The sequence below is a fragment of the Sphingopyxis sp. sgz302558 genome, from assembly GCF_057220455.1.
The window spans coordinates 648,276-672,868 of record NZ_JBXPUZ010000003.1 but is presented as its reverse complement, the minus strand read 5'-3'; the positions used below and the strand labels follow the sequence as shown (position 1 = coordinate 672,868).

Below are 24,593 nucleotides of genomic sequence, written 5' to 3'. Positions count from 1 at the left end.
CCGATCGTATATGCGCCGGCGGCCCACGCGTGACGAACAGCTCGGCCAGTGCCGCGAGCACGTCGTCGCTCTTGAGCTTACGCGCCACCGGCAACGCCAGGCACTCCCGGCTCGCCTCGTCGATGATCGACAGGATCCGGTATTTGCGCCCGTCATGGGTGCGGCCCTCGACGAAGTCGTAGGACCAGACGAGCCCGGGATATTCCGGCCGGAGCCGGATGCATGATCCGTCGTTCAGCCACAGCCGCCCGCGCTTCGGCTGCCTTTGCGGCACTTTGAGCCCCTCGCGACGCCAGATGCGCTCGACCCGCTTGCGGTTCACATGCCACCCCGCATGACGCAGCAACGCCGTCGCCCGGCGATAGCCATAGCGACCATATTGCCGGGCCAGCGCGATGATATCCTCGGTCAGAGCTGCTTCGTCATCCGCCCCGCGGGGCGCCTTGCGCTGTGTCGATCGGTGCTGCCCGAGCACGCGGCAGAGCCGCCGCTCGGACACCGGCATCATCATTCTGATGTGGTCGATACAGCGCCTTCGGCGCGCGGGGCTCAGAAGTTTCCCCGAGCAGCCTCCTGCAGGATCAGCTTGTCGAGCGTCAGGTCGGATATCGCAAGACGAAGCCGCGCATTCTCCTTCTCTAGATCCTTCATTCGACGCGCCTGATCGGTCTTCAGGCCGCCGTATTCCTTGCGCCAACGATAGTAGGTCTGCTCGCTGATCGCGATCCGACGGCACGCCTCGGCGGTCGTGGCGCCCTGCGCCAGCACAACCTCCGCTTCACGCAGCTTGCCGATAATCTCTTCCGGGCGATCCTTCTTGCTCGGCATTCCATGTCTCCTTCGTCATCCAAAATATCATCAANCGCAGCTTGCCGATAATCTCTTCCGGGCGATCCTTCTTGCTCGGCATTCCATGTCTCCTTCGTCATCCAAAATATCATCAATTTTGGACCACTCAGAAGGGGGCAGATCAATGGCGGATATCAAGCGAAAGATGCGCCACATCATAAGGTCCTATAGCGATGGTCGAAGATATGACTAACAACGGCGATCTGTTTTCGCCCATAGGCGATGTTGGCTTCGCCCATTTGCTGCTGGCCGATCTGGAAAGCGACTTCGCTGAAAAGGTCGGGCGCTTTCGGATGCTCGATGATCTATGTTCGTCACTCGGGTCAGGCGGCACGCTCATGCCCGGCGGAGAAACGACGTTTGCAGCATGGGAGGAGCTTCGTTCAAGCTTCATCCACGGAAACCTCGTAGCTGCCATATTGCTGGCTCAGGCGCTGGTTGAGAATATTTTGGCCGGCAACTTTTTGCTTCGATTTGATGCACAGTCGTTACCGCCGAAAATCAGCTTTTCCGAGACGATTAAGCGTTCGATCGCCCGCGGCACTATATCCGACGAGCTGGCCAAGGATTTGCGACGGCTGTGCGAGTTGCGAAATCCGCTGACCCATTTTCGGGATGTCAACGATCCGTCAAATTTGACGCGACGCGTTCTGGATACGCAAGTTAATCTCCAAGAACATCTCCGCCGCGATGCCACTTTCGCGTTTACTACAGCAGCGCGCATTCCTGCGCTTCCATCTTTTCGCGTGGGGTAAGTCAAGTTCGATTCAGCGGGGTCAGATAAAGTCGCGTACAAGGGCAGCTGGCGAGTGGCCCAGTCGGAAAAACGCCGGAGAAAATCTGACCGACCGTGCCAAATGCGGATGACCGAAAGACGATCAAGCGCCGCGCGCGCCGCGCACTTTCGGGAGGCGCAGCCCGACTCAGGGAGGCGCTTGCATCGACGATGCCAGACTTTGGTCGGCAATCATCGTAGCTCCTTCATTGAATTTACAGCGCGTAAAGAGAGCGGCCAGTGCGGGCTGGTTCAAATTCCTGTATCTATTGTTGCATGTGTTTTCATTTAATGATACAAACGATACAAATGCCAAAGGTTGAACAGGATTCCGCTCTGCTGCAGGCAATCGAGGCCGTTGTCCGGCAGGCAGGGCACAATGAGTCCGAGGCCGCCCGCCGATTGGGCGTCACGCGACTTAGGATTAATCGCATCCGAAAGCAGGGAGGCGGCGCCGTTCCAGCAACTCGGCACGACCTCTGGCAACGGATACATCGGCTGTCGAGCAGCGTCGATCCCATCGCAACCGATCTATCTGATACACAAGTGATACAGATAATACGGGATGTTCCTCAAGTCGCACTGCAGGTGTTACGTTATATGGCCGACGCAGTTGAACGAGACCTCGAGCCGGAAAGCCATACCGATGCCTCATGAACCGCAGCCAATGACCCCGGCCGTCCGCTCTGCACCGATAATTCAACCCATTCCGGCACCCGTTGCGGCGCCCCTGCTGCCGCTCGACCATGATGCCCAATTGGCATTGATTGCCGGCGCTCGCGACGCGAAGCCGGTCGAGGGACTGACACATTGCCATTATAACTATCCCGCCCGCTTCTCTCCGCAAATGGTTGGGCAGATTATCGAAACCTTCACGCGCCCAGGCGATCTCGTGTTTGACCCGTATGTGGGCGGCGGCACGACGCTCGTCGAGGCCTTTGCTCGCGGTCGCAAAGCTATCGGAAGTGATATTAGTACCTTAGCTGAATTCGTCACGCGGACGAAACTGGTAAGTCTCAATCCGACCGACGCAGAACGCTTCAAAGCCACCGTCCGGACCGTGGCATCGAAAATACATATGAATCTACCCGAGCCGTCGTTCGACGATTGGGCTCAGCTAGGATACTTTCGCAACTTAGGCAGCAAGAACCGCTGGCGTCTTCGGAAGGCCATCGCACAGGCGGTAGGAGCGATCGAGCAACTTGACGATCCGTCCCATGAGGCACTGGCTCGTTGCGCCGTATTGCGCACGGCGCACTGGGCGTTGGATGGGCGAAAAAAGCTTCCCACGACCGACGAATTCCGAGCGATGTTGGAATGTAGCGCGGGGATCATAGCGCGGGGCGCGGTGCAGCTATATCACGCCGTGGAAGATCATCGCGCACTCCCGCCGCAAGTGCTGAACAGGTCTATCATCGGCGTCGACGAGGATGCTGCTGTCATCAAAGCAGGCGCCCCGCGTCTCATCGTGACCAGTCCGCCTTACCCTGGCGTTCATGTCCTCTACCACCGTTGGCAAGTAGACGGCCGGAAGGAGTCGCCGGCACCCTTTTTCATCGCGAAAGCGCTCGATGGCTCTGGTGAGACCTATTACACCATGGGTGGGCGGAGTAAGCCAGGCTTGCCCACATATTTTTCGCAACTCCATGCAGGCCTTCGTTCTCTTGCAAATATCGCCGACTACCAAACGACACTTGTCCAAGTTGTGGCATTCGCTGAACCCGAATGGCAGCTGGCGCGATATCTCTCGGTCGCGGCTGAGGCGGGATGGGAAGAGGTCAAGCTATCGGCGCTTGGAGAACGAGAAGACGGCCGGCTGTGGCGGGCCGTTCCAAACCGCAAATGGCATGCGACGTCTCGAGGCAAGACGGGAGGAGCGCGAGAAGTTGTGCTGCTCCACAGGCTGACTCGCTAGTCCTTAGTGAAATCGAGATCGAAGGCCTGCCTACCAAGCATTTTGAGTGCGCGTTCGAGAAGAAAGGATGAATATGGCGCGCGGATACGACCCTCTCTTCGCAAATGCCATGTGACGCGATCAGGCAGCGGCTGGAGCGCGTGTCCTGGACCGGGGTTGAACGGAGCCAAACGTTTGCCCAAGCGAACAGAGTTCCACGTCCTTGTTTCGCTCATTGTAAGAAGGAGGCGATCGTCTAGCGGCAAGCGAGCTCCCTGCTGCGGCGGCGCGGGTACCGGTGCTTGCAATGAAACGTCAGCTGCGGCGGTGCGGTCCGCGTAAATCAGCGAGCTGCCCGCCAACATTCCTACCGGAGCGCCGTGGCCAGCGTCTACTTTGATGCATCCATCGGAACGGAAGCAGGCCAAATCCAGGATGGACAGCCGGACATACGCCAGATCCCGGAGATTGAATCTGAAACGCTTGCCGTTCAACCGAAACGGTAGCTCGGGCATCTTTTTTGACTCGTCCTCATCCATGCCATCGGGATCTGGCATCGGCACAGCATTATCGGTATATTCATGCAACGGCACCAACATGCCCATATCGGATTGCCGCTCCCCCTTTGGGCGCAGCATGATGTCGCAGGGCTGGCCAAGCAGCACAAACAGCTTCGACGATGGCGGTGCGGCCGGTTCCGTATCGTCAAAGCAAAACACATCGCCGTTCGCCAAGGGCGACAGTGCGGTGTTGATGACGCTCGCGCCGTCCCAAATCTCGGCATTGTGCAATTCTGTGAGAATGGGCCCCGCATCAAGCGGCTTATTGTCCAGCGCGATAGTTTGGAGAGCACGAAGCGACTTAACCGCTTGGTCGATTACAGCATCCGTTGCGAAAAAATTACGCATCTCCGCCGATGCGCCAGCGGTCAAAGCTCGCTCGACAACGCTCAGTTCAGAAACACCTTCTCTCCGCCCTCGGTCATAAACATACTGCTCCAGTCTTTCGGGTTCGACTTTAGCGAGCGATGTTGCCGTAATTTCATAGGCTTTTGCCGCCCGTGACGATGCGGTGCTGAGAACCTTATACAAGACCTTTCGAAGACCAGCGCGCTTTAGCGCAATGGATAGAGATGCCTCAACATCTGCGGAATTCCCGGAAAGACGTTCCTTCGAGATCACAGTGATGCACGGTGAGAAATCCGCTGCCTCTTCGATCTCACCCTCTAGCGCATTTTCGAGTTCCGCCTCATTTGCCGCGGTGCTCTCATGGGTCAGGATGAACGCGACGCCGTTTGAATTATTCTTTCTCAACTGCGACAACACATCGAGTCCGCGCCGGCTAGAAACTTTGCCCTCCTTCAAGTCGATCAAATAGGCCGTATTTGCGTCCTGACCGTCGCCATTTTTCAGCTGCGCGTCGGCTTTCTCGAATGTCCAGCGGTCATCGTCCAATACGCCCAGTTGTCCGCATATATCGTCTATCATCGCCTTTTCGAGCTCAACCGCGGGAGATTTTTCCGCGTCAATTTGCAGCAAGCTTAGCTGGAGCTCTTCCCGGCGCTTCGCCTCCATTTCGCTCACCACCTGCTGAAGCTCGGTATCGATGTCGCCGAACTCCTCGCTTGCGAACGCAGGCGACAATTCGGGGAAAGTCTCCTGAATCTCGGGATGCTCACGCGCAAGCATCGCGAGATCGACGACGGGCTCTCCGAATACGTCATCTATCCAGATCACCCGCTCTACGCCGAGAGCATGCTTTATCTCAGCCAGAGCCATGTCCCTACCCCTGACGAACAGCCGATAAATCGATCACAAACCGATATTTTCGGCCGCCCTTGTTACGCTCGGGCAAGAGCGCGATGCTCGCACTCTCAAGAGCAAGAAGCTCGCTGGATATAAATAGCCCCAAACCTTGCCCTCCCTCTTCATGATGGCGCGAGGTTACAAATAGGTCAAAAAGCGTTTCTTCGACAATGGGGTCAACCCCAGGTCCTGTGTCTGAGAAGATCAATCCAGACGACGACACTATAATCTCTATCTTTTTCTTCCTCCCTTTAGGGAGCCGACCAAGCCAAAAAATACTGTTTCTCGTAAGATTGTCGAGTGTCTGTAAAAGTCGTGCAGGGTTCATACGGACCATCAGGCTCTGGCCGCCGACCTCCACATCAATGTCCGTAGAACTGAAAACACCAGCACGCTGCTCAAAGTAAGAACTCACGATCTCAAGAACATCGAAATTGCTTTTGTGATCCCGCGACCGCGGCATCATCGGATCGACTTGCGCAGCAGCTTGGGCGATGGCTGTGCAAGATCGCCTTATCGCGGTGAGATGCACAACCGCATCGCGTCCCAGCTCTCCGCTCCGTTCCAACGATGTAACCCTGTGCCGAATCTCGGCAAGATGGGCGCGCAGTTCATGCATGAGACCGCGCGACGCAAGCCCGATTGCGGCGCTCTCGACCAATGCAGCGGATCGTTCCCGTCCATCATTTATCTCGCGCTCGATCCGATCGACCAGAACGGCGGGTGTGTCGCCCAGGTCAATGCTCTGGCTCGCGACTTGGACGAGCTGGTCGGTTAGTGCCGCAACACGTTCGCGGCGCTCCGGATCTGCGTCGACAGCATCACCTAGATTCTTCAACTCGTCGCTGAGCGCTTCTGCAAGTTTTCCAGCTTCCAAAGTAGCGGCCGCCATGGAGCCCACGCGCTCGAGATCTCCACTTAGTGTTTTACCTTTTGCCTCATCCTTCGGGTGCGACTTTTTATCGTACTCGTCTAAAGATCGACGCACAGCCACGATCGCACCATTTGCGAAATCTCGGCAGGTGCGCGCAAGATTTAAAAACCCGCGATAAGCCGCGTTGTCAACGAATCCCTCCCGATCGGACTTTTCAACGAGCTTATAATTGCGTTCACCAGATAGCGCGAAATAGCCGAGCGTATTCTCAGGACGCAGGTTATACGTACTTCCTGACGTCATCCCTACGGAGAGGCCGAGCCAATCTCCACGGTTCCGAACTTGGAAACCGTCTCGGAGAATGGATATTCCTGCTAAGTCTCGGACCGCTTGAAGACTTGCGCCGGTCCCGGTTGCCGCGCTCGATTCTTCTTCTTCGTCTCCAACGAAATGGAAAAAATAAAACGCTCCGGAAAAGGGACCGGGATTTTCAAATGTCTGCTCTTGCTTGGCCATGAGCTGAGTTCCATCAAAGTGATGCTCAACTTCCGCGAACCAAGCCCCTTCAGCGTCGATGCGCGTCTCATCGTACCCCTTCAACCGCGGACTGTTCTTCAAATACTCTGCAAACGCTTTTCCGCCATCTTGGCCGAAGACGCGCGTGGTACGATCGCGCAAAGCCCGCGTTCGCTGCGACGTAAGAAGACGACGACGCAATCGCGCCCGAACCGTCAGGCCAGGTTTGCCCTCGACGGTCTGCCATTTGAAAGAAAAATCGGCCATCGCACGTGACAGAAGCTCGTCAGTCACGAGAGCAAGCGATTGCTCACCAACATCGAGCTGGACGGTAACCGGAAACGTCGTAGCGGCCTCGAACGGTGAGATGAGTCGAGCCATGCTGCGGGTGATTTCGCTGAGCCGGTCCTTTCGCTTCCATTCTTGCAGATCGCGGATGCCCAAAACAGATACGCGGGTGCCTTTGAATCCTTGGCTATTTGGGTTGCGCGAGAGCTTCACCGGAATTTCGTCGACGGTCCTTGCTTTTTCGCAATCCGCCCATCGAAACCAGGCCGAAGATATTTCCGCTGTCGCCGCGGTGGCCGATTCCACGAGCAAAATATCGCCCAGCTTCATCGTTCCCAGGCGGCCCAGTCCCTTATCGCCAAGAGGGGTCCGTCCCAACAAGGTCTTCTTCTTAGGTCCGTCTTCATCGCCACGCTTCAACGACGCACTTATTACCAACCAAGATTTGCTCAAGTTTTCGAAAGGAATTCCTACGCCCGTGTCTTCGATGGAAATTCGACCCCGATATTCCAAGGTCCGGCGCACAAGTTCATCGTCGGCGTGGTCTTTCCGAAGCTGGCGCCCTTCTTCCGTCTCGAAGCGGACAGCGACATTTTCGGCCGGCACATTGAATTTCAATAACTCACCTGCTGGTGCTGTCTCGTCCAATGCTCCCGTCGCTTCGGTGTCGATGACGATTCGGCAACCATGTGAGTCGGCATCATAGGCGTTCTTCACGCATTCCAGCAGCGCCTGCTCGACGTCTGTCACGAGTTCGCTGCCAAGCTGGACAAGAACATGCGCTCCGACGCGTAGTTCGCCGCGCTGATCAGTCACTCAACATCATTTCTTGATCATTCATTGTTGTTAACTAGCCACGCAATATCGGATCCGCAACGATTCAACCAATGAGAGATTGCTCTCGATCGCGCCGACGCGGGACCGTGGCAACATTGCCTTAGAGGTTTGGCGCGCTCTTTTGGAGAGATTGTGCATGTCCCGACGCAGCGCCTCCAGGAAATCGACACGTTCTGGAGGCGAGCAACTTATCCTCCACGACCCAATCCACGTCCATTTTCGACAAATGCGAACGGCGGGTTTGAGGAGGCTATATTGCTCTCGCCTATGACGTAGATTGGGGCGCAAAGCTGACATTATCGAATGACGCGCCGGATCGCGCTCATGTGCAACTGAATTTCCCCCAGCATGAGCTCCAGCCGTTCAACCGCTTCGATGGGTGCCGCCAGCCCCAGCTTCGCATTCTGCCCCCGCACCGCAATCTCATGCCCATCCTCAAGCAGCGCGGTGATCTCAGCAAACAGCCCCGGTAGGTCGCGCCGCTCGTCAATATTGCCATTCTCCGCCATACGCCGACCATGCTCGACACGCCGCCCAAGTCGATAAGCATCTTTCTGTAATTGAGCGATATTCGACTGGACTTGGTAGCGACGCCAAGCATTGCTGTTGGTGCCAGCGAAGCGCGGGCCAGGCCAATGCGCGGGCGCGCAGTTGGCCTCGGATCGGTGGGACCGGATGGACTGGACCCACATAGGAGATCCGACATGCGCAAAACCACCGCACCGACCAAAGCGGCCGCCAAGCCGTCCACCGACGTCAAAAAGTCCGCAGCCTTCGAACAGCTTCTCACTGGCGAAGGCGGTGCCTCGCTCGATGAGCTCACCGCCGCGACCGGCTGGCAGCCGCACAGCTGCCGCGCGTTCCTTACCGGCTTGCGCAAGAAAGGCTGGACCATTGAACGCAGCCGTCGCGCGGACGGCACGACCGTCTGGACCGGACGCGCGCCGACTGTTGCTAAACCGGCGCAAAGCTAATGGCCAAGGTCGACACCATCATCGCGGCCTTGACCAGCCTGCCGCGTGCGGATGTCGAGGTACAGTGGGCCAAGCTCGGGGCAGGGGCGCTGCCGCGGCTCCCCGACCCGCTGCTCCGCCGCCTGACCGCCCAGCTAGTGCAGGAGCGCCACTATGGCGCGCTGCCCGCCATCATTCGCCGCGAGCTTGTCCGGGTCAGCGAGGAACCAGCGGCATCGGCGGAAAGCTCCAGCCGACCACCGATGCTGCCCATCCGCCTGTCCGAAGGCACGCGTCTCATCCGCGAGTGGAACGGCCGCACCATCGAGGTCATGGTCCGCGACAGTGGCTTTGAGTGGGAAGGGCGCACCTATCGGTCCCTGAGCCAGATAGCGCGCGAGGTGACCGGCGCGCATTGGTCAGGACCACGCTTCTTCGCGATGCGCTCGCGCCGTGGCTGACCGCCTTGTCCGCTGCGCCATCTATACGCGCAAATCGACCGAGGATGGACTCGAGCAAGAGTTCAACAGCCTCGATGCCCAATATGAGGCCTGCGCGGCCTATGCGGTGAGCCAGCGCCACGAAGGCTGGAAGCTGCTTACCGAACGCTATGATGATGGTGGCTACTCGGGAGGTAACTTGGAGCGACCAGGGCTCAAGCGTTTGCTCGCCGATGTGGCGGCAGGGAAGGTCGATGTCATCCTGCTCTACAAAATCGATCGTCTCACCCGCAGCCTGTCGGATTTTGCCCGCATCGTCGATGTGCTCGACAAGGCAGAGGCGAGCTTTGTGTCGATTACCCAGTCGTTCAACACCACCACCAGCATGGGGCGGCTGACCCTGAACATGCTCTTGTCGTTCGCGCAGTTCGAGCGCGAGGTGACCGGCGAACGCATCCGCGACAAGATTGCAGCATCAAAGCGCAAGGGTATCTGGATGGGGGGACCGGTGCCGCTGGGCTATGTGGTGCGCGACCGCAAGCTCATCATCGAGCCCAAGGAAGCCGGGCAGGTCCGGCATATCATGCAGCGCTATCTGGTTCTCGGCTCGGTCAAGGCGCTGGCGGCGGAGCTCAATGCAGATGGCTATCGCACCAAGGTGCAGAACCGGACCAGCGGACCGCACAAGGGTGGGGGCCTCTATCGGCGCGGCACGCTTTACCATCTGCTATCGAACCGCATCTATCGCGGCGATATTGTTCATAAGGGTGAAGCCTTTCGCGGCGAGCATGAACCGTTAGTATCGCAGGAACTGTGGGACCAGGTCCAACGCGCGCTCGCCGACCGGTCGCATGGCGGGTCGACAAGCCAACGCGTCCCAAGTCCGAGCTTGCTGATTGGTATCCTCTACGATGGCGAGGGCCGTCTGATGACGCCCAGCCACTCGACAAGAATGTCGGCCAGCAAAGCTGGGCCCGCACAGCGCTTGCGGTATCGCTACTATCAGACCCGGCCCGATGCCGAGGGCGGGATAGCGTGGCGCGTGACCTCGTCGGACATTGAGCCGCTGGTGCTTGGTCGGCTCGCCACTTTCCTTGAAGACCAGCAAGCCATCATCGCGATTGTCGAAGACCGGGATGCTAGCACCGTCCAAGCCGCATTGGGTTCGGCGGCTGCCATGGCGACGGCGCTACGGTCGAATGCTGTCAGCGACTGTCAGACTATCCTAAAAGCCATCGTGCAGCGCATCGACCTTGCGCAGGATGACATCGCCGTCCGCATCAACCCCAAAGGACTGAGGTCCCAGCTCGGGCTTGCTGAACCGGCGAACCAAGAGGAAGATAACAAAGACATCGTCTTACATAACCCGGTCATGAAGGTTAGGCGCGGCCATGCGCTGCGGCTCATTTTGCCGCCCTCAGCACCAACAGCCCTGCCGCAACAGCGCGACGACAAGTTGGTGCAATTGGTTTCCGAGGCCCATGCCGCTCGCACGCTGGTCATGGAGCATCCCACGAAGGCCATCGCGACCATCGCTGCCGAGCGTGGTCGCTGCCGGACGCGGCTCACCAAGCTGGTCGGGTTGTCCTGCCTCGCCCCCGACATTGTGACAGCTATCGTCGAAGGTCGTCAGCCAGCGACGCTGAACGCCAAGCTGCTGTCCTCAATCGACCTGCCGCTGTGCTGGCGCGAGCAGCGTGTGGCGCTTGGGTTTTGAGCCGCGATATCCACTGCAGTTACCAAAAGGCCCGGCTGAGACCGGGCCTGATTTTTGGCGTTCTGACTGGAAGATTTTGATGTCTCTGACTGCGGCCGGAACTTGCGGTCGTCGCAAGCGCGCAGAAAGGCGCGCCCTTGCGGGGCGGCCACTCTGTCGGGTTGAATTTTGGAGTCCATGCGGACTGTATGGTGCGGTCGAGAAGACTCGAACTTCCACGGCCTTTCGGCCACAACGACCTCAACGTTGCGCGTCTACCAGTTCCGCCACGACCGCACATCATGAAGAGGGCCGGTCGGGACCGGCGCCTGGCAGGAGCGGGCGCTTAGCAAAGCGTCTGCGGCGATGCAAGCGGTGCAGTGCGCCGCCTTGGGACAGTGTCGCCAAAGTTACTTTTACTCGTCACCACTGTGTCATCGAAGCTGCGTCGGGGCGTCATCTACTCCCCCTATTTGCCCCCTCGTTCGGGGGGCAGATGCGGTGCGAATCGCCGCAAGACTGCGCGCCCGACACGGTTAATCATTTCAGCACGCCTGCCTTTTGCAGCGGGGACGGAGATCATAATGGCGGCTTTTTCACGCGTTCGTTCGGTCATGCTTGCGGGCGTGGCCTGTTCCATCCTTTCGGCCTGTGGTGCCGATGGCGTTGCTTCGCCGGGTGAAGGCGTGATCGTCCTGCCCGCGCCGACCCCGACCCCCACGCCGACCCCGACCCCCACGCCGACTCCGACGCCGACCGCCGTGACGCCGGCCGCCAACTGCCCGACCATCGCTGGACCCGACCAGTTGACCAACCTTGGCACCATTTCGGGCCCGCAGGGTGAATGGCGCAACTGCGGCTTCCCTGCACGCTTTACCGCGACGACCGCGATTCCGCGCGTTGCCGGGGTGCTTTACTCGCTGCCCGGCCGCGTTGACGTCGGCACCGACCAGGGCGCAGCGAGCACCAACAATGTCGTCACGCTGACGATCGACCCCGGCGTGACCGTGTTTGGTGCGACCGGTGTGTCCTTCTTGGTCGTCAACCGCGGCAACCGCATCGACGCGGTGGGTTCGGCCTCGCAGCCGATCGTCTTTACCGGCCGCGGCAACGTGGTTGGCACGGCAACCGACCAGACCTCGCAGCTGTGGGGCGGCATCGTGCTCGCTGGCCGCGCGCCGGTCACCGATTGCCTTGCACCGGGCGCAGCCGAAGGCACCGTGGCGTGCGAGCGCGACACCGAAGGCACGTCGAACGCGCTATATGGCGGCGCGCAGGTGGCCGATAACTCGGGCCGCATGCAGTTTGTCCAGATCCGCTATTCGGGCTTCGTCCTGTCGGCGAACAGCGAGCTGCAGGGCCTGACCCCGTCGGGTGCGGGCAATGGTACCACCATCGAAAATATTCAGGTCCACAACAGCTCGGACGACGGCATCGAAGTGTTCGGCGGCCGCGTGAATATGCGCAACCTGGCCATTACTGGCTTTGAAGACGACGGGCTCGACACCGACGTCGGCTACAAGGGCAATGTGCAGTTCATGCTCGGCGTCCACCGTGCTGGCGGCTCGGTGGGTGACTCGATGCTCGAAGTTGACTCGAACGGCAACGAGAACGCCATTCCGCGTCAGGCCGTGAACCTGTCGAACTTCACCTTTGTTCAGCGCAACAATGCTGCACCGAACGCAGCACTGATGTTCATCCGCGGTGGCGCCGACTATCGCATGATGAACGGTGTGGTCGCCAGCCCGGGCCTCTCCTGCCTGCGCTTCAACTCGGCCACGACGGTTCAGGCCGCCAACGCCGCGCTGGACGAGCTTGGGCCGCCGCGCTTTGACTCGGTAGCGATGCAGTGTTCGGCGACGCCGTTCTCCGGCACGAGCGGTGTGACCAATGCCGAAGTGCAAACCATCTTCGAGGCGGGCACGAACAATACGTCGACCTTCACGCCGACGTTGACGGGCGGGTTCATTAACGGTGCGAACGAGACGGCGCGCACGCCGTTCAACGCGAGCACGGTGAATGCCTTCTTCACCAACACCGCCTATATCGGTGCGGTTAGCGGCGCGAGTGACACGCGTTTCTCGGGTTGGACGTGCAACAGCTCGACAGCGACCTTCACGGGTACGACGCGCAACTGCACCGACATCCCGACGACCTGAGGCGCTCGCACCAGTTGAACCGGGGCGGAGCGCACCAGCACGGCGCGCTCCGCCCCGCTTACCATAAGTCAAGACAGGGGTTTCGATCATGACCAAGCGGCCGCTTTTCGCCAGCATGCTGCTCCTCACGACAGCGCTGGTTGCGCCGTCGGCCTTCGCCCAATCGACCGCCGAGCCTGAGCCCGCAGTGGAAGAAGCGGCCCCGGCAGAAGAAGCCCCTGCCGAAGAGGCCGTGCCCGAGGAAGAAGAGGCGGACGTTTCGATCCCAGGCGGCGGTGATGCCGAAATCGTCGTGACCGGGCGCAATACCCCCAACGTCGTCCGCGCCACCCCCGAGGTTGTGTCGGTGCTGTCGTCGGCCGACATTGCGCGCACCGGCGAAGGCGACATCGCGGGGTCGCTGCAGCGCGTGACCGGCTTGTCGGTGGTCGGCAGCGGCTTCGTTTACGTTCGCGGCCTCGGCGATCGCTATTCGCTCGCGCTGCTCAACGGTTCGCCGCTGCCCAGCCCCGAGCCGCTGAAGCGCGTTGTGCCGCTTGACCTGTTCCCGACCAGCATCATCGATTCGACGCTGGTGCAAAAGAGCTTCTCGGTGAACTTCCCGGGCGAATTCGGTGGCGGCGTGATCAACCTCACCACCAAATCGACCCCGCGCGAAGGCTTTTTCGAAGTTAGCAGCAGCATCGGCTGGGACAGCGAAACGACCAACCAGCTGGGCTATACCTATTATGGCAGCGACACCGACTGGACCGGTTTCGATGACGGCACGCGCGACATTCCCGCCGGGCTACAGGCCGCGCTCAACAGCGGGCGGCCGGTGCTGGTGGGCGCCGATTTCACGCAGGACCAGATCGAGCAAATTGCCATCGAACTGGTCAACGCCGAAACGACGCTGCTGCAGCAAAACAACAATATTCCCGTCAACTGGTCGTTCGGCCTGTCGGGCGGCAAGAGCTGGCCCCTTGCCGATGGCGAGCTGGGCATCATTGCGACGGCGAGCATCGACAACAAATGGCGCACGCGCGACACGCTGCAGCAAACCTCGCTCGACCCCGATCTGGCAGGGCCGCCGCAGACCAGCTTCCAGCGGGTGATTACGGATAACCGGGTGGTCGTGAACGGTCTGCTTGGCGTCGGCCTCGAGCTAGGCGATCACCAGTTCCGCTGGACCAACCTCTATATCCGCGACACGTTGAAGCAGGCACGGCTTGGCCTCGGCGTCGATCAGAACAACGCATCGCGCGACATCATGCAGCAGGATACGGCATGGTTCGAACGCCAGCTGATCAACACGCAGGTGGTGGCCGAATTTGATTATGACGAGGTGCAGATTGATTTCCGCGCTTCCTATGCCAATTCGCAGCGCGAAGCGCCCTATGAGCGCAGCTTTACCTATATCCGCACCAACCTGCCGCTGACGCAGGACCCGGTCGGCGACAAATTCGTCAACGATTTGGGCGGCAATTTGGGTGAGGCCAGCATTGCCTTTTCGGATCTGAACGAAGATCTGGTCTCGGCCGGCGGTGACTTCAGCTATGAACTGGCGCCGTCGATCACCGCGACGGTGGGATATGCCTTCACCGATACCGAACGGACGGCCGTGCGGCGCGCCTTCTTTTACCGTGCGCAGAATTTGCCCGTTGCTGTGCAGCAGCAGCGGCCCGATTTCCTGTTATCGGACACGACAATCCAGCTGTTCGATGTCGCGCTGCTCGAAGCATCGGCGCAGGACGGCACTGCGGCATTTGAAGCGGCGCTGACCACACATGCCGCTTATGCCCAGGTGCAGGCCGAGATTGTGTCGGGCGTCAATGTGAACGCCGGTGTGCGCTATGAAGACGGCAGCCAGACGGTGGTGCCGGTCGATATCTTCAACACTGGCAGCAGCGCGATTGCTCAGACCAACATCAACAACAGCTATTGGTTGCCGGCCATCACGCTAACGTGGGAAGTCGCGCCCGACATGCAGCTGCGCGTCAACGGGTCGCGCACCATCGCGCGTCCGCAGTTCCGCGAGCTGATCGCGCAGGTTTATTTCGACCCCGATTCGAACCGCCAGTTCCGCGGCAACCCGTCGCTGCAGGACAGCAAGCTGTGGAACGCCGAAGTGCGGTACGAATGGTATTTCGACCGCGGCCAACGTTTCACCGCAGCGGGTTTCTACAAGTCGATCGACAACCCCATCGAAACTTTTACCAGCATTTCAACCGACTCGGTCGCCAACAGCAGCTTTGCCAACGCACCCAAGGCGACGCTTTACGGCATCGAGCTCGAGCTGCAGAAATATTTCCCGCTCGACACGCTGTCGGATGAGGCCTTTTTCGCCAGCCGCCGCGCGGTCGTGATTGCCAACTATACCTATACCAAGTCCGATATTTCGGTTGGTGCGGGTGATACCACGGTCGTGAACGGGCAGACGCTGGCGGCTTCGGACTTTTTCTTCGATGGCTCGCCGCTGACTGGCCAGTCGGATCATCTGGTGAACCTGCAACTGGGCCTGGAAGATCAGGATGCGCTGTCACAGCAGACCTTGCTGCTGAGCTATGCCAGCCCGCGCGTCACCAGCCGCGGTCCGTCGGGCCAGCCCGACATTCAGGAGCGCCCGGGCTTCCGCCTCGACTTTGTCGCGCGCCAGGGTTTCCCGGTGTTCGGCAAAGAATTTGAGCTGAAGTTCGAAGTCCGCAACATCACCGGCACCAAATATCAGGAAGTCCAGCGTTCGGGTGACCAGCGCGTGTTCCTGAACCGTTATGATCAGGGCACGACCTTCTCGCTTGGTGGTTCGATCAAATTCTGAGGCTCCGCGCGCCCATTGGTGACAATGAAATAAAAATGTAACCTGACCGTCTGCCGATTGTCACGACCGCCGCTTACGCGAGTCGCGCCAATCGGTGGACGGAGCGGGGGAATACAGCGGGTGCCGGGTTTCGCAGACAGGCTGAAGTTACGCGGGATCGACTTGCGCTGGCCGCATGTGCTGGTCGCGCTGCTCGCGGCGCTGGTACTGGTGCAGGCGGTGCGGCTGCTGTGGGCGGTCGCGGTGCCGACTGGTCCGCTCGGCGACTGGCGGCATGGCGGCGCGCGGCTGTTGACACCAGCCGAGGGGCGCACGCTGTTTGCTTCCTTCGATCCCTTTTTCCGCAGCGGGCCGGTAACGGCGGGCAGCGTTGCGGTCACCGCGCTCGACCTGACGCTGTTTGGCGTCAATGTGAACGAAGCGGCGGGGTCCGGTTCGGCGATCATTGCCGGGCCCGACGGCGTGCAATCGAGCTTTGCCATTGGTGATGAAGTGCAGCCGGGCGTCAAACTGGCCGCGGTAGCCTTTGATCATGTGACGCTCGATCGCGGCGGGTCGCGCGAGACGCTGTTCCTCGACCAAAGCGTGCCTGCGGCGCCCACCGCACCAGCAACGCCAGCGGCCCCTGCCACTTCCGTACCTGCCACTGACAGCGGCGGCGGTGAATTGTCGCCACAAGCCCTGCAAAACGGCGTCGAGTTTGCGCCGCGCAGCGAAGATGGCCGCGTCACCGGGTTGACCGTCCAGCCGCGCGGCGACGGGGCGGCCTTTCGTGCCGCCGGTCTGCGGCCGGGCGATGTTGTCCGCACGGTAAACGGCCGCCCTATCGCGGCCCCCGCCGACATTGCCGCGCAAATCACCCCGGGTGCGCGGCTGAGCCTCGAGGTCGAGCGCGGCAGCGCGGTCGTCCCCGTCCCCCTGTTTATTGGAAAGCAGTAATCTCTATCATGCGCATGCGTTCAACCGCCCTGCTCGTTACCGCCACCCTGTTCGCCGCGACCCCGGTGCTGGGCCAATACACGCTGAACGTGCGCGATGCCGATGTGCGCGCTTTCATTCAGGACGCGGCGCGGGTGATGGACCGCACCTTCATCATCGACAGCCGCGTGCAGGGCAAAGTGTCGGTGGTGACCGACCGACCTTTGAGCCGGTCCGAATATTTCGAAATTTTCCTCTCGACATTGCGCGCCAACGGGCTTGTCGCGGTGCCGGTGCGCGGCGGGGCCTATCGCATCCAGCCGCTGGACGGCGCGGCGACGCAGCCAGGCCGGATTGGCAGCGCACAGTCGGGCCAGAACCAATTTGTTACCGAGATCATTCGCCTGCGCCACATCGATGCGGCGGCAGCGATCGAAACGCTGCGCCCGCTGGTCAGTGCGCAGGGTTCGCTCACGGCCAACCGCAACGCCAACAGCCTGGTCGTGGCCGATTTCGCCGACAATATCCGCCGCATCCGCACGCTGGTGGCGCAGATCGACAAGGACAACAGCCGCAGCCAGATTGTGACGCTGCGCAACGCCGGTGCGCGCGAGATTGCCACCGCGCTGCAGGCGCTGGCCGGCACCGGGGCCGAGGGTGTCGGCCCGCCGGTCACAATTGTCGCAATTGATTCGAGCAACGCCATTGCGCTGCGCGGTGATGCGACGCAGGTCGCGCGCTTTGTCCAGATGGCGGGCGAACTCGACCAGCGCGCGGCGGCGGGAACCGAGCTGCGGGTTTATTGGCTGGAACATGCCAATGCCGAGACTTTGCTGCCGACGTTGCAGTCGTTGGTCGGCGGCGGCAACGCCGGGGCGACGCCTACGCCGGCAAGCGGACCGGCGCGCAGCGGTGACAACGAAGGCGGCAATAGCGGCAATGGCTCTTCCGCCCCAACCGCCCCGACGACGGTTTCGGTTCCCGGGGCCAATGGCACGACCGGCATCGGCGCGCGCGGGCCGGTGACCGTCACCCGTTATGAAGGGGCCAATGCCATCATCGTGGCGGCCAGTCCCGAGGTGCAGCGCATGCTGGGCGAACTCATCCGCCAGCTCGATACGCGGCGCGAACAGGTGCTTGTCGAGGCGATCATTGTCGAAGTCGGTGATGCTGCCGCCAAGCAGCTTGGCGTGCAATTCCTGTTTGGCGACACCAACGTCGGCTTTGGTGCGACCAATTATTCGAACGCGCAGCCCAGCATATTGACGTTGGCGGGCGCGGTCGCGGCCAATGAACTGGGTACCACCGAGACGGTGGTCGTGGCCCCTGACGGCACGCGGACCACCACGCGCACGACGACCAACAGCGGCCTGCAAGATGCATTGCAGCAGGCTGCCGTCGATTCGATCAGTGCGGCGACTGGCGGCATCGGCGGCATCATCACCTCGCTGGGTGGCGACGGCATTTTTGCAACGGTGATCAACGCGGTGCGCAGCGACACCGAATCGAACCTGCTGGCGACGCCGCACATCGTCACGCTGGACAACCAGCAGGCGAAGTTTCTGGTGGGACAGGAAGTGCCCGTATCGACCGGCGAGCAATTGTCGGAAAATTTCGACAATGCCTTCCGCACCGTGCAGCGACAGGAAGTCGGCATCAAGCTGGAGGTCACGCCGCAGGTCAATGCCGCGGGCGAGATCAAGATGTTCCTGAAGCAGGAAGTGTCGAGCGTCGCAGGGCCGGTGTCATCACGCTCCAGCGACCTCATCCTCAACAAGCGCACTTTTGAAACCGTGCTGACGGTCGACGACGGCGATATTCTCGCCATCGGAGGGCTGCTTAATGACGATGAGCGGCGCACGATTGAGCGCATTCCGCTGCTGAGCGATATTCCGCTGATCGGCGAACTGTTCAAATCGCGCAGCCGCAGCCGCACCAAGACCAATTTGATGGTGTTCATCCGCCCACGCATCTTGCGCAGCCGTGCTGACAATGCGGCCATGACGGCGCAGCGCTATGCCATCGTCCGCAACGAACAATTGCGCCGTAACCCCGATAGCGAACCCGCGATTGACGCGCTGGTGCGCGACTATCTGGGCACAGTGCCGCCAGCCCCCCTGCCGCCGCAGCCCGGCGATGTCACCGTGGGTCCGGTCAATATGCCTGCGCTGCGGCCCGAAGGCGGCGTGGTGACGCCGACCGACGTGCCCCCGTCAAATCCGGAGCCTCGGCCATGACCAGCAACGCGCTCGATATTCCCTATGCCTTTGCCCGCCGGCACGGCGTGGTGGTGACTGGTGACAGTGACGAGCGCTGGACGGTCACTTTCCGCGAAGGGGGAGATCCGGCGGCGCTGGTGGAAGTGAAGCGCTATCTGGCGCGGCCGATTGCGGTGGAGTCGGCAACGGTAGCGGAATTCGACCGGCTGCTGTCAGACCATTATGCGCTCGACGCCGACGCGGCGGCGATGGCGGGGTCGGTGGATACCGGCGATCTGCTGGGCGGCGGCCTGCCAACGGCGGAGGATTTGCTGGATAGCAGCGACGATGCGCCCGCGATCCGCCTGATCAACGCGGTGATCGCCGAGGCGGTGCGGCAGGGCGTCAGCGACATCCATATCGAACCCTATGAAACCGGTTTGGTGGTGCGGATGCGCGTCGATGGCGTCCTGCGCGAACATTTGCGCATGCCGCCCCACGTCGCCCCGGTCGTGGTCAGCCGCATCAAGGTGATGGCGCGGCTCGACATTGCTGAACGGCGCGTTCCGCAGGACGGGCGCATCGGGCTGACGCTGGGGGGCAAGGCCATCGATGTGCGTGTGTCCACGCTACCCAGCCGCGCCGGCGAACGCGTGGTGATGCGCATCTTGGACAAGGATGCCGCGGGAATTGATCTGGAGGTGCTGGGGCTGACCGGTAGCGCAGCCGAGGTGATGCAGGATGCGCTGGCCGAGCCCAATGGGATTATCCTGGTTACCGGGCCGACGGGGTCAGGCAAAACGACGACGCTCTATGGCTGCCTGAAGCAACTTAACGATGGCAAACGCAATATTTTGACGGTCGAAGACCCGGTCGAGTTCGCCGTCGAGGGCATCGGCCAGACACAAGTCAACGCCAAGGTCGGGCTGACCTTCGCCAATGGCCTGCGCGCTATCCTGCGGCAGGATCCCGATGTCGTGATGGTCGGCGAAATTCGCGACCGCGAGACGGCGGACATTGCGGTGCAAGCCTCGCTGACCGGCCATCTGGTGCTATCGACGGTGCACACCAATGATGCGGTGGGCGCCATTACCCGGCTCAAGGATCTGAAAGTTGAGCCGTTTCTTTTGGCGTCGACACTGCGCGCTGTGGTGGCGCAGCGGCTGGTTCGGCGGCTGTGCCCCGATTGCCGCGAGCCGGTGCAGGCCGACCAAAAGGTCGCGGCGCTGCTGGGCATCGACGCGGGGTCGGTGGTGTGGCGCGCGGCGGGCTGCGACAGTTGCGGGCACACCGGCTTCAAGGGCCGCGTCGGGGTGTTCGAGGCGGTGCGCATCGATGACACCATCCGCCGCTATATCTATGATGGCGGCGACGAGGCGATGATTGCGCGCCATGCCTTTCTGCGCGCGCCGACGCTGGCGGGCGCTGCGCGCGCGATGGTGCGCGATGGACTGACGACTCCCGAAGAAGCGATCCGCATTGCGCGGCGCGAGGAAATCGATGCCTGATTTTGCCTGGCGCGCCATCGACGCCAAGGGCCGCGAGACCAAGGGAGCGTTGACCGCCGCCGACGAAGCGGCCGCACGGCAGGCGCTGGTGGCGCGCCAACTGCACATATTGGCGCTCACGCCCGGAAACGCGGCGTCGCCGGGTCTGCTTGCGGCATGGCGGCGTGGCAAGGCGCTGTCGGCCAAGGAGCTCGCCCTGTTCACGCGCCAGCTGGCGACCTTGAGCGAGGTTGCGCCGCTGGAGGAAAGCCTGCGCACGTTGGGTCGGCAATCGGAGGGCGAAAATGCGCGCCGCATCATTGGCGCGGTGCATAGCGGGCTGGTCGAAGGCCGCCCGCTGGCCGAAGCCATGGCGCGCGAGGCCAAAAGCTTTCCACCGCTATACCGCGCGATGGTCGCCGCAGGCGAGCAAACCGGCGCGCTGGCGCCGATATTGGCGCGACTAGCGCAGTTGCTCGAACGGCAGGCCGAGGTGCGCGGTAAGCTGATCGCCGCGCTCGCCTATCCGCTGGTGCTGGCGTTGGTGGCAATCGGCGTGGTCGCAGCGCTGATGATTTTTGTGGTGCCGCGCGTGGTCGAACAATTTTCCGATACCGGCGCGCAGCTGCCCTTTCTGACCCGCGCGGTCATTGGCCTGTCGGAATTTCTGGCGGGCTGGTGGTGGGCGCTGCTGCTGCTGATCGCGGCGCTGGCGGCGCTGGTGACGCAGTTATTGCGCAACCCTGACATTCGCCGCCGCTTTGATGCGCGCCTGCTGCGGCTGCCGCTGTTGGGGCGCTTGCTGCGCGACCTTAACGCCGCGCGCTTTGCCCGCACCCTGGCGACGATGGTGGGCAGCCGCCTGCCGCTGGTCGAAGGACTGCGGCTGACCGTGCCGACGGTGCGCAATCAGGCGCTGGCGGGGGCGACCGCAACGCTGGTCGAACAGGTGCGCGCGGGCGGCAGCCTGTCGGCGGGACTGCGCGATGCCGGGGTGTTTCCGCCGCTGCTCGTTTATATGACCGCGAGCGGTGAAAGCGCGGGACGGCTGGAGGTGATGCTGGAGCGCGCCGCTGACTATCTGGAACGCGAATTCGATCGATTCACGGCTGCATCCATGGCGTTACTCGAGCCTGTCATAATTGTCATAATGGGGACGTTGGTCGCGCTTATCATTCTCGCGATCTTGCTGCCAATTCTTCAACTACAATCGCTGACGGGGTTATAGCTTTCCGATGACTTTATTCCGCCTTATGCTCCGCCTGATGACCGACATGACGCGCCCGCAGCTGCCCCGCCGCAAATCCGGCGAAAGGGGTTTCACGCTGACCGAGCTGATGGTCGTCATCTTCATCATCGGCCTGCTCGCCACGGTCGTGCTCATCAACGTATTGCCCAGCCAGGACCGCGCGATGGTGACCAAGGCCGAGGCCGATATTGCCACGCTGGAAACCGCGCTGGAACAATATCGGCTCGACAATCTGGCCTATCCCGCGACCAGCGAAGGGTTGAACGCATTGGTCAGTCCGCCGGCGACCTTGGCTGATCCGGCGCGCTATCGCCGTGGCGGCTATGTCAAACGCTTGCCCGAGGACCCCTGGGGCCGTCCCTATCAATATCAAGCCCCGGCACCCGGTGGCGCGCCGTTCGATGTCTGGTCATTCGGTGCCGATGGTGCCCCCGGCGGGACCGAGGACAATGCGGACATCCGCAGCTCTGCCCCCTGAACCGCGCCAAAGGGGTTTCACCCTGGTCGAACTCATGGTGGTGCTGGCGGTGCTGGCGCTCGCGGCGACCGTGGTGGTGCTAACTATCCCGAGCAGCAACGCGCGCGTGAGCAATGAGGCCGACCGGTTGGCCGTGCGGATCGCCAGCCTGCGCGACCTTGCCATCGTCGAAGGACGCCCGATGGCGGTGGTGGTGTCACCTTCGGGCTATGCCTTCGAACGGCACGGGGCCGACGGGTGGAGCGCCCTGCCCGGGCGCGCCTATGCCCGCCGCGACTGGCCGACCGGGATCCGCCTGACCCAACCCGCGGACGGCGCACCGCTACGCGTCACCTTCGACAACATCGGCACCATCAGCGCGAGCACGTCGCTGACAATTGGTGATGGCACCACTGCCGCGCAGCTACGCGTCAGCACCACCGGCGAGGTGGTGCGCGGTGAATGAACGCGGCTTTACCCTGCTCGAAATGCTGGTCGCGCTGGCGGTGATGAGTGTGGCGGCGCTGACGCTAGTGCGGCTCGATGCCTTTGCGGTGCGCAGCGCAGCTGACCTCGACGCGCGCACGCTGGCGCAGGTGGTGGCCCAGAACGAAGCGGTGCTGCTGTCGACCGATCCGGCGCCACCGACGATTGGTACGAGCGTCAGCGCGGCCGACAATGCCGGCCAGCGCTTCCGTATCGAGCGCCGTGTCGCGCGCACTGCCGATGCCAATTTGCTGCGCATCGATCTGATTGTCCGCGCCGAACCGGGGCCTGGGCAGGCGGCGCTCACCTTCATCCGGCCAGCGCGATGATGTCTGCCCACCCAAAGGAGCGCGGCTTTACGCTGGTCGAAATGCTGGTAGCGCTCAGCATTTTTGCGGTCATTGCCAGCATCGGGGTGGGCCTGCTGCGCGCGTCGGTCAACACGCAAGGGTCGGTACAGGACCGGCTGGGGGCGATGGGCGCGGTCAACCGTTTGCGGTCGATTATGGCCAACGATCTCGCGCAAGCCGCGCTGCGCCCGGCGCGCGGACCCGATGGCACTATGCTCCCCGCCTTTCGCGGCGATGGGCAGGGCTTTGCTTTTGTCCATCGCGGGCGCGCCGCGCTCGATGCCGATGGCGTGCCGGCCGTGCAGCGCGTCGAGTATCGGCTGGCGCGTAGCGAATGGCGGCGGGCGACCGCGCTGCGCACCGATGGTATCGCGCTCGGCGAAGGTGATGCGCTGGCGCGCGAGGTAAGCACGGTAACGGTCCGTTATCGTGATGTGCGCGGCGAATGGCAGCAGAACTGGAATTCCGATGAGCAACAGCGCTTGCCTCTGGCGGTCGAGGTGGCGTTGACGCGTGGTAGCCGGGCGCCACTGCTGCTGCGCTTTCAGACAGGGCCAGTGCTGCTGCCCCCGGTCCCGGCGGCGCAGCCATGAGAACGGCCTCGGAACGTGGTGCAGCGCTGCTCAGCGTGTTGTTGCTCGTCGCGGTGATGGCGGTGATTGCGGCGACGGCGCTCGATCGGCTGATGCTGGCGACGCGTCTTGCGGGTGCGGCGGCTTCGATTGATCAGGCGCGTGCCTTTGGCGCGGCGGGCGAGGCGCTGGTGCTGCGCCGTGCGGGCGACATTGCGCAAAGTCGCGACGATGCTTGGCTGGCGCGCGACTATCCCTTGCCGCTGCCCGGCGGTCGCGCGACGGGGCGGCTGACGGACGCGACCAATTGTTTCAACCTCAATGCGCTGGTCGCCGAAACGGCGCCAGGCCGCTTTACCCAGCGGCCCTTGGCGGTGCAGCAATTTGCGGCGCTGGCGCGGCTTGCGGGTATCAATGAGGGGGAGGCGAGTGCGCTCGCCGCCGCAACCGCCGACTGGATCGACAGCGACGCCAACGAGAGCCCGCTTGGGGCCGAAGACGGCGCCTATCGCGGCATGACTCCCGCCTATCTGCCCGCCAACACGCTGATGGTCGATGCCAGCGAGCTGAAGGCGGTGCGCGGAGTGACAGCGGCCCATTATGCGCGGCTGAAGCCGCTGATCTGCGCGCTGCCGGTGGCCGAGCCACTGCGCGTCAATGTGAACACGCTACGCCCCACCGAAGCTGCGCTGGTAGCAGCCCTTTGGGCCGAGCGGCTGACGGTAGGCCAGGTACGTTCGGCGCTGGCAGGCCGCCCGCGCGGCGGCTATGGCAGCGCGACGCGATTCTGGCAGGCCGCGGCCTTTCAGGGGTTGAACCCGCCGCAGGACGTCGCCGAACAGATTGTGGTAGCGCCGCGCTGGATCATGTTGACCAGCCGGGTGGAGATGGGGGACAGCAGCTTGGATGTGCGCAGCCTGATCGACGTGCGGCGTGACCGCCCGCAGGCGGTGCCGATGGTCGTGGCACGGCAGTTTGGGGTCACTGACTGAC

20 protein-coding genes, 1 tRNA gene and 1 pseudogene are annotated in these 24,593 nt (G+C 62.0%); 17 read left to right on the top strand and 5 right to left on the bottom strand.

The window, feature by feature from the left end; translation table 11 throughout:
* A pseudogene (locus tag AC2TC0_RS13880) lies at window positions 1–828 on the bottom strand (IS3 family transposase); the annotation flags it as partial.
* Between the two features lie 206 nt (window positions 829–1,034).
* Here AC2TC0_RS13880 and AC2TC0_RS13875 point away from each other — a divergent pair.
* The 3 genes from AC2TC0_RS13875 to AC2TC0_RS13865 all read left to right on the top strand — a co-directional run bounded on the left by AC2TC0_RS13875 (window position 1,035) and on the right by AC2TC0_RS13865 (window position 3,539).
* Window positions 1,035–1,604, top strand: coding sequence for a hypothetical protein (locus tag AC2TC0_RS13875; protein WP_484718106.1), 570 nt, complete (start codon window positions 1,035–1,037; stop codon window positions 1,602–1,604).
* A 329-nt stretch (window positions 1,605–1,933) separates the two neighbouring features.
* A complete protein-coding gene (locus tag AC2TC0_RS13870; protein WP_484718105.1) occupies window positions 1,934–2,281 on the top strand; it encodes a hypothetical protein in 348 nt (115 codons plus the stop codon).
* A 10-nt stretch (window positions 2,282–2,291) separates the two neighbouring features.
* Window positions 2,292–3,539 (top strand): DNA methyltransferase, encoded by a 1,248-nt coding sequence (locus AC2TC0_RS13865; protein ID WP_484718104.1) that lies wholly within the window; start codon window positions 2,292–2,294, stop codon window positions 3,537–3,539.
* Here the strand turns inward: AC2TC0_RS13865 and AC2TC0_RS13860 are convergent.
* The 3 genes from AC2TC0_RS13860 to AC2TC0_RS13850 form a co-directional block, all read right to left on the bottom strand.
* Window positions 3,536–5,296 (bottom strand): hypothetical protein, encoded by a 1,761-nt coding sequence (locus AC2TC0_RS13860; RefSeq protein WP_484718103.1) that lies wholly within the window; start codon window positions 5,294–5,296, stop codon window positions 3,536–3,538. The two genes, AC2TC0_RS13865 and AC2TC0_RS13860, sit on opposite strands and share 4 nt — an antisense overlap.
* A gap of 4 nt (window positions 5,297–5,300) precedes the next feature.
* Entirely contained in the window at window positions 5,301–7,817 is a 2,517-nt protein-coding gene (locus AC2TC0_RS13855) for an ATP-binding protein (RefSeq protein WP_484718102.1), read from the bottom strand.
* A gap of 317 nt (window positions 7,818–8,134) precedes the next feature.
* Window positions 8,135–8,347, bottom strand: a complete 213-nt coding sequence (locus tag AC2TC0_RS13850; RefSeq protein WP_484718101.1) for a hypothetical protein — start codon at window positions 8,345–8,347, stop codon at window positions 8,135–8,137.
* Between the two features lie 195 nt (window positions 8,348–8,542).
* Here AC2TC0_RS13850 and AC2TC0_RS13845 point away from each other — a divergent pair, with 195 nt between their 5' ends.
* From AC2TC0_RS13845 to AC2TC0_RS13835, 3 genes are read left to right on the top strand one after another with little or no spacing between them, the layout of a single operon-like run.
* Window positions 8,543–8,812 (top strand): DUF3489 domain-containing protein, encoded by a 270-nt coding sequence (locus AC2TC0_RS13845; RefSeq protein WP_484718100.1) that lies wholly within the window; start codon window positions 8,543–8,545, stop codon window positions 8,810–8,812.
* Window positions 8,812–9,252 (top strand): DUF2924 domain-containing protein, encoded by a 441-nt coding sequence (locus AC2TC0_RS13840; protein ID WP_484718099.1) that lies wholly within the window; start codon window positions 8,812–8,814, stop codon window positions 9,250–9,252. Before AC2TC0_RS13845 ends, AC2TC0_RS13840 begins: the two co-directional genes overlap by 1 nt.
* The gene (locus AC2TC0_RS13835; RefSeq protein WP_484718098.1) at window positions 9,245–10,948 is read left to right on the top strand and encodes a recombinase family protein; all 1,704 of its coding nucleotides are present in this window, start codon (window positions 9,245–9,247) and stop codon (window positions 10,946–10,948) included. The genes AC2TC0_RS13840 and AC2TC0_RS13835 overlap by 8 nt, the downstream gene beginning before the upstream one ends.
* Window positions 10,949–11,137: 189 nt before the next feature.
* On the opposite strand, the gene AC2TC0_RS13830 is transcribed toward AC2TC0_RS13835, so the two are convergent.
* Window positions 11,138–11,224: transfer RNA gene (locus AC2TC0_RS13830), tRNA-Leu, on the bottom strand.
* 287 nt (window positions 11,225–11,511) lie between these two features.
* Between AC2TC0_RS13830 and AC2TC0_RS13825 the strand changes: the two genes are divergently transcribed.
* The 11 genes from AC2TC0_RS13825 (at window position 11,512) to gspK (ending at window position 24,592) form a co-directional block, all read left to right on the top strand.
* Window positions 11,512–13,086 (top strand): hypothetical protein, encoded by a 1,575-nt coding sequence (locus AC2TC0_RS13825; RefSeq protein WP_484718097.1) that lies wholly within the window; start codon window positions 11,512–11,514, stop codon window positions 13,084–13,086.
* A gap of 88 nt (window positions 13,087–13,174) precedes the next feature.
* The gene (locus AC2TC0_RS13820) at window positions 13,175–15,883 is read left to right on the top strand and encodes a TonB-dependent receptor domain-containing protein (protein WP_484718096.1); all 2,709 of its coding nucleotides are present in this window, start codon (window positions 13,175–13,177) and stop codon (window positions 15,881–15,883) included.
* A gap of 120 nt (window positions 15,884–16,003) precedes the next feature.
* Window positions 16,004–16,822, top strand: coding sequence for a type II secretion system protein N (locus AC2TC0_RS13815; RefSeq protein ID WP_484718095.1), 819 nt, complete (start codon window positions 16,004–16,006; stop codon window positions 16,820–16,822).
* An 8-nt stretch (window positions 16,823–16,830) separates the two neighbouring features.
* Window positions 16,831–19,038 carry a type II secretion system secretin GspD gene (gene gspD / locus AC2TC0_RS13810; protein WP_484718094.1) on the top strand — a complete coding sequence of 736 codons (2,208 nt, stop codon included), beginning with the start codon at window positions 16,831–16,833 and terminating at the stop codon, window positions 19,036–19,038.
* Complete coding sequence (gspE, locus tag AC2TC0_RS13805) at window positions 19,035–20,507, top strand: type II secretion system ATPase GspE (RefSeq protein ID WP_484718093.1); 1,473 nt, start codon at window positions 19,035–19,037, stop codon at window positions 20,505–20,507. The genes gspD and gspE overlap by 4 nt, the downstream gene beginning before the upstream one ends.
* On the top strand, window positions 20,500–21,714 hold the full coding sequence (gene gspF, locus AC2TC0_RS13800) for a type II secretion system inner membrane protein GspF (protein ID WP_484718092.1): 1,215 nt from the start codon (window positions 20,500–20,502) through the stop codon (window positions 21,712–21,714). Before gspE ends, gspF begins: the two co-directional genes overlap by 8 nt.
* A 37-nt stretch (window positions 21,715–21,751) precedes the next feature.
* Window positions 21,752–22,213, top strand: a complete 462-nt coding sequence (gspG, locus tag AC2TC0_RS13795) for a type II secretion system major pseudopilin GspG (protein ID WP_484718091.1) — start codon at window positions 21,752–21,754, stop codon at window positions 22,211–22,213.
* Window positions 22,185–22,658 (top strand): GspH/FimT family pseudopilin, encoded by a 474-nt coding sequence (locus AC2TC0_RS13790; protein ID WP_484718090.1) that lies wholly within the window; start codon window positions 22,185–22,187, stop codon window positions 22,656–22,658. Before gspG ends, AC2TC0_RS13790 begins: the two co-directional genes overlap by 29 nt.
* On the top strand, window positions 22,651–23,007 hold the full coding sequence (gene gspI, locus AC2TC0_RS13785; protein WP_484718089.1) for a type II secretion system minor pseudopilin GspI: 357 nt from the start codon (window positions 22,651–22,653) through the stop codon (window positions 23,005–23,007). Before AC2TC0_RS13790 ends, gspI begins: the two co-directional genes overlap by 8 nt.
* Window positions 23,004–23,621, top strand: a complete 618-nt coding sequence (locus tag AC2TC0_RS13780) for a type II secretion system protein GspJ (RefSeq protein ID WP_484718088.1) — start codon at window positions 23,004–23,006, stop codon at window positions 23,619–23,621. Before gspI ends, AC2TC0_RS13780 begins: the two co-directional genes overlap by 4 nt.
* Entirely contained in the window at window positions 23,618–24,592 is a 975-nt protein-coding gene (gene gspK / locus AC2TC0_RS13775) for a type II secretion system minor pseudopilin GspK (RefSeq protein ID WP_484718087.1), read from the top strand. The genes AC2TC0_RS13780 and gspK overlap by 4 nt, the downstream gene beginning before the upstream one ends.
* The last annotated feature ends 1 nt before the right edge of the window (window position 24,593 follow it).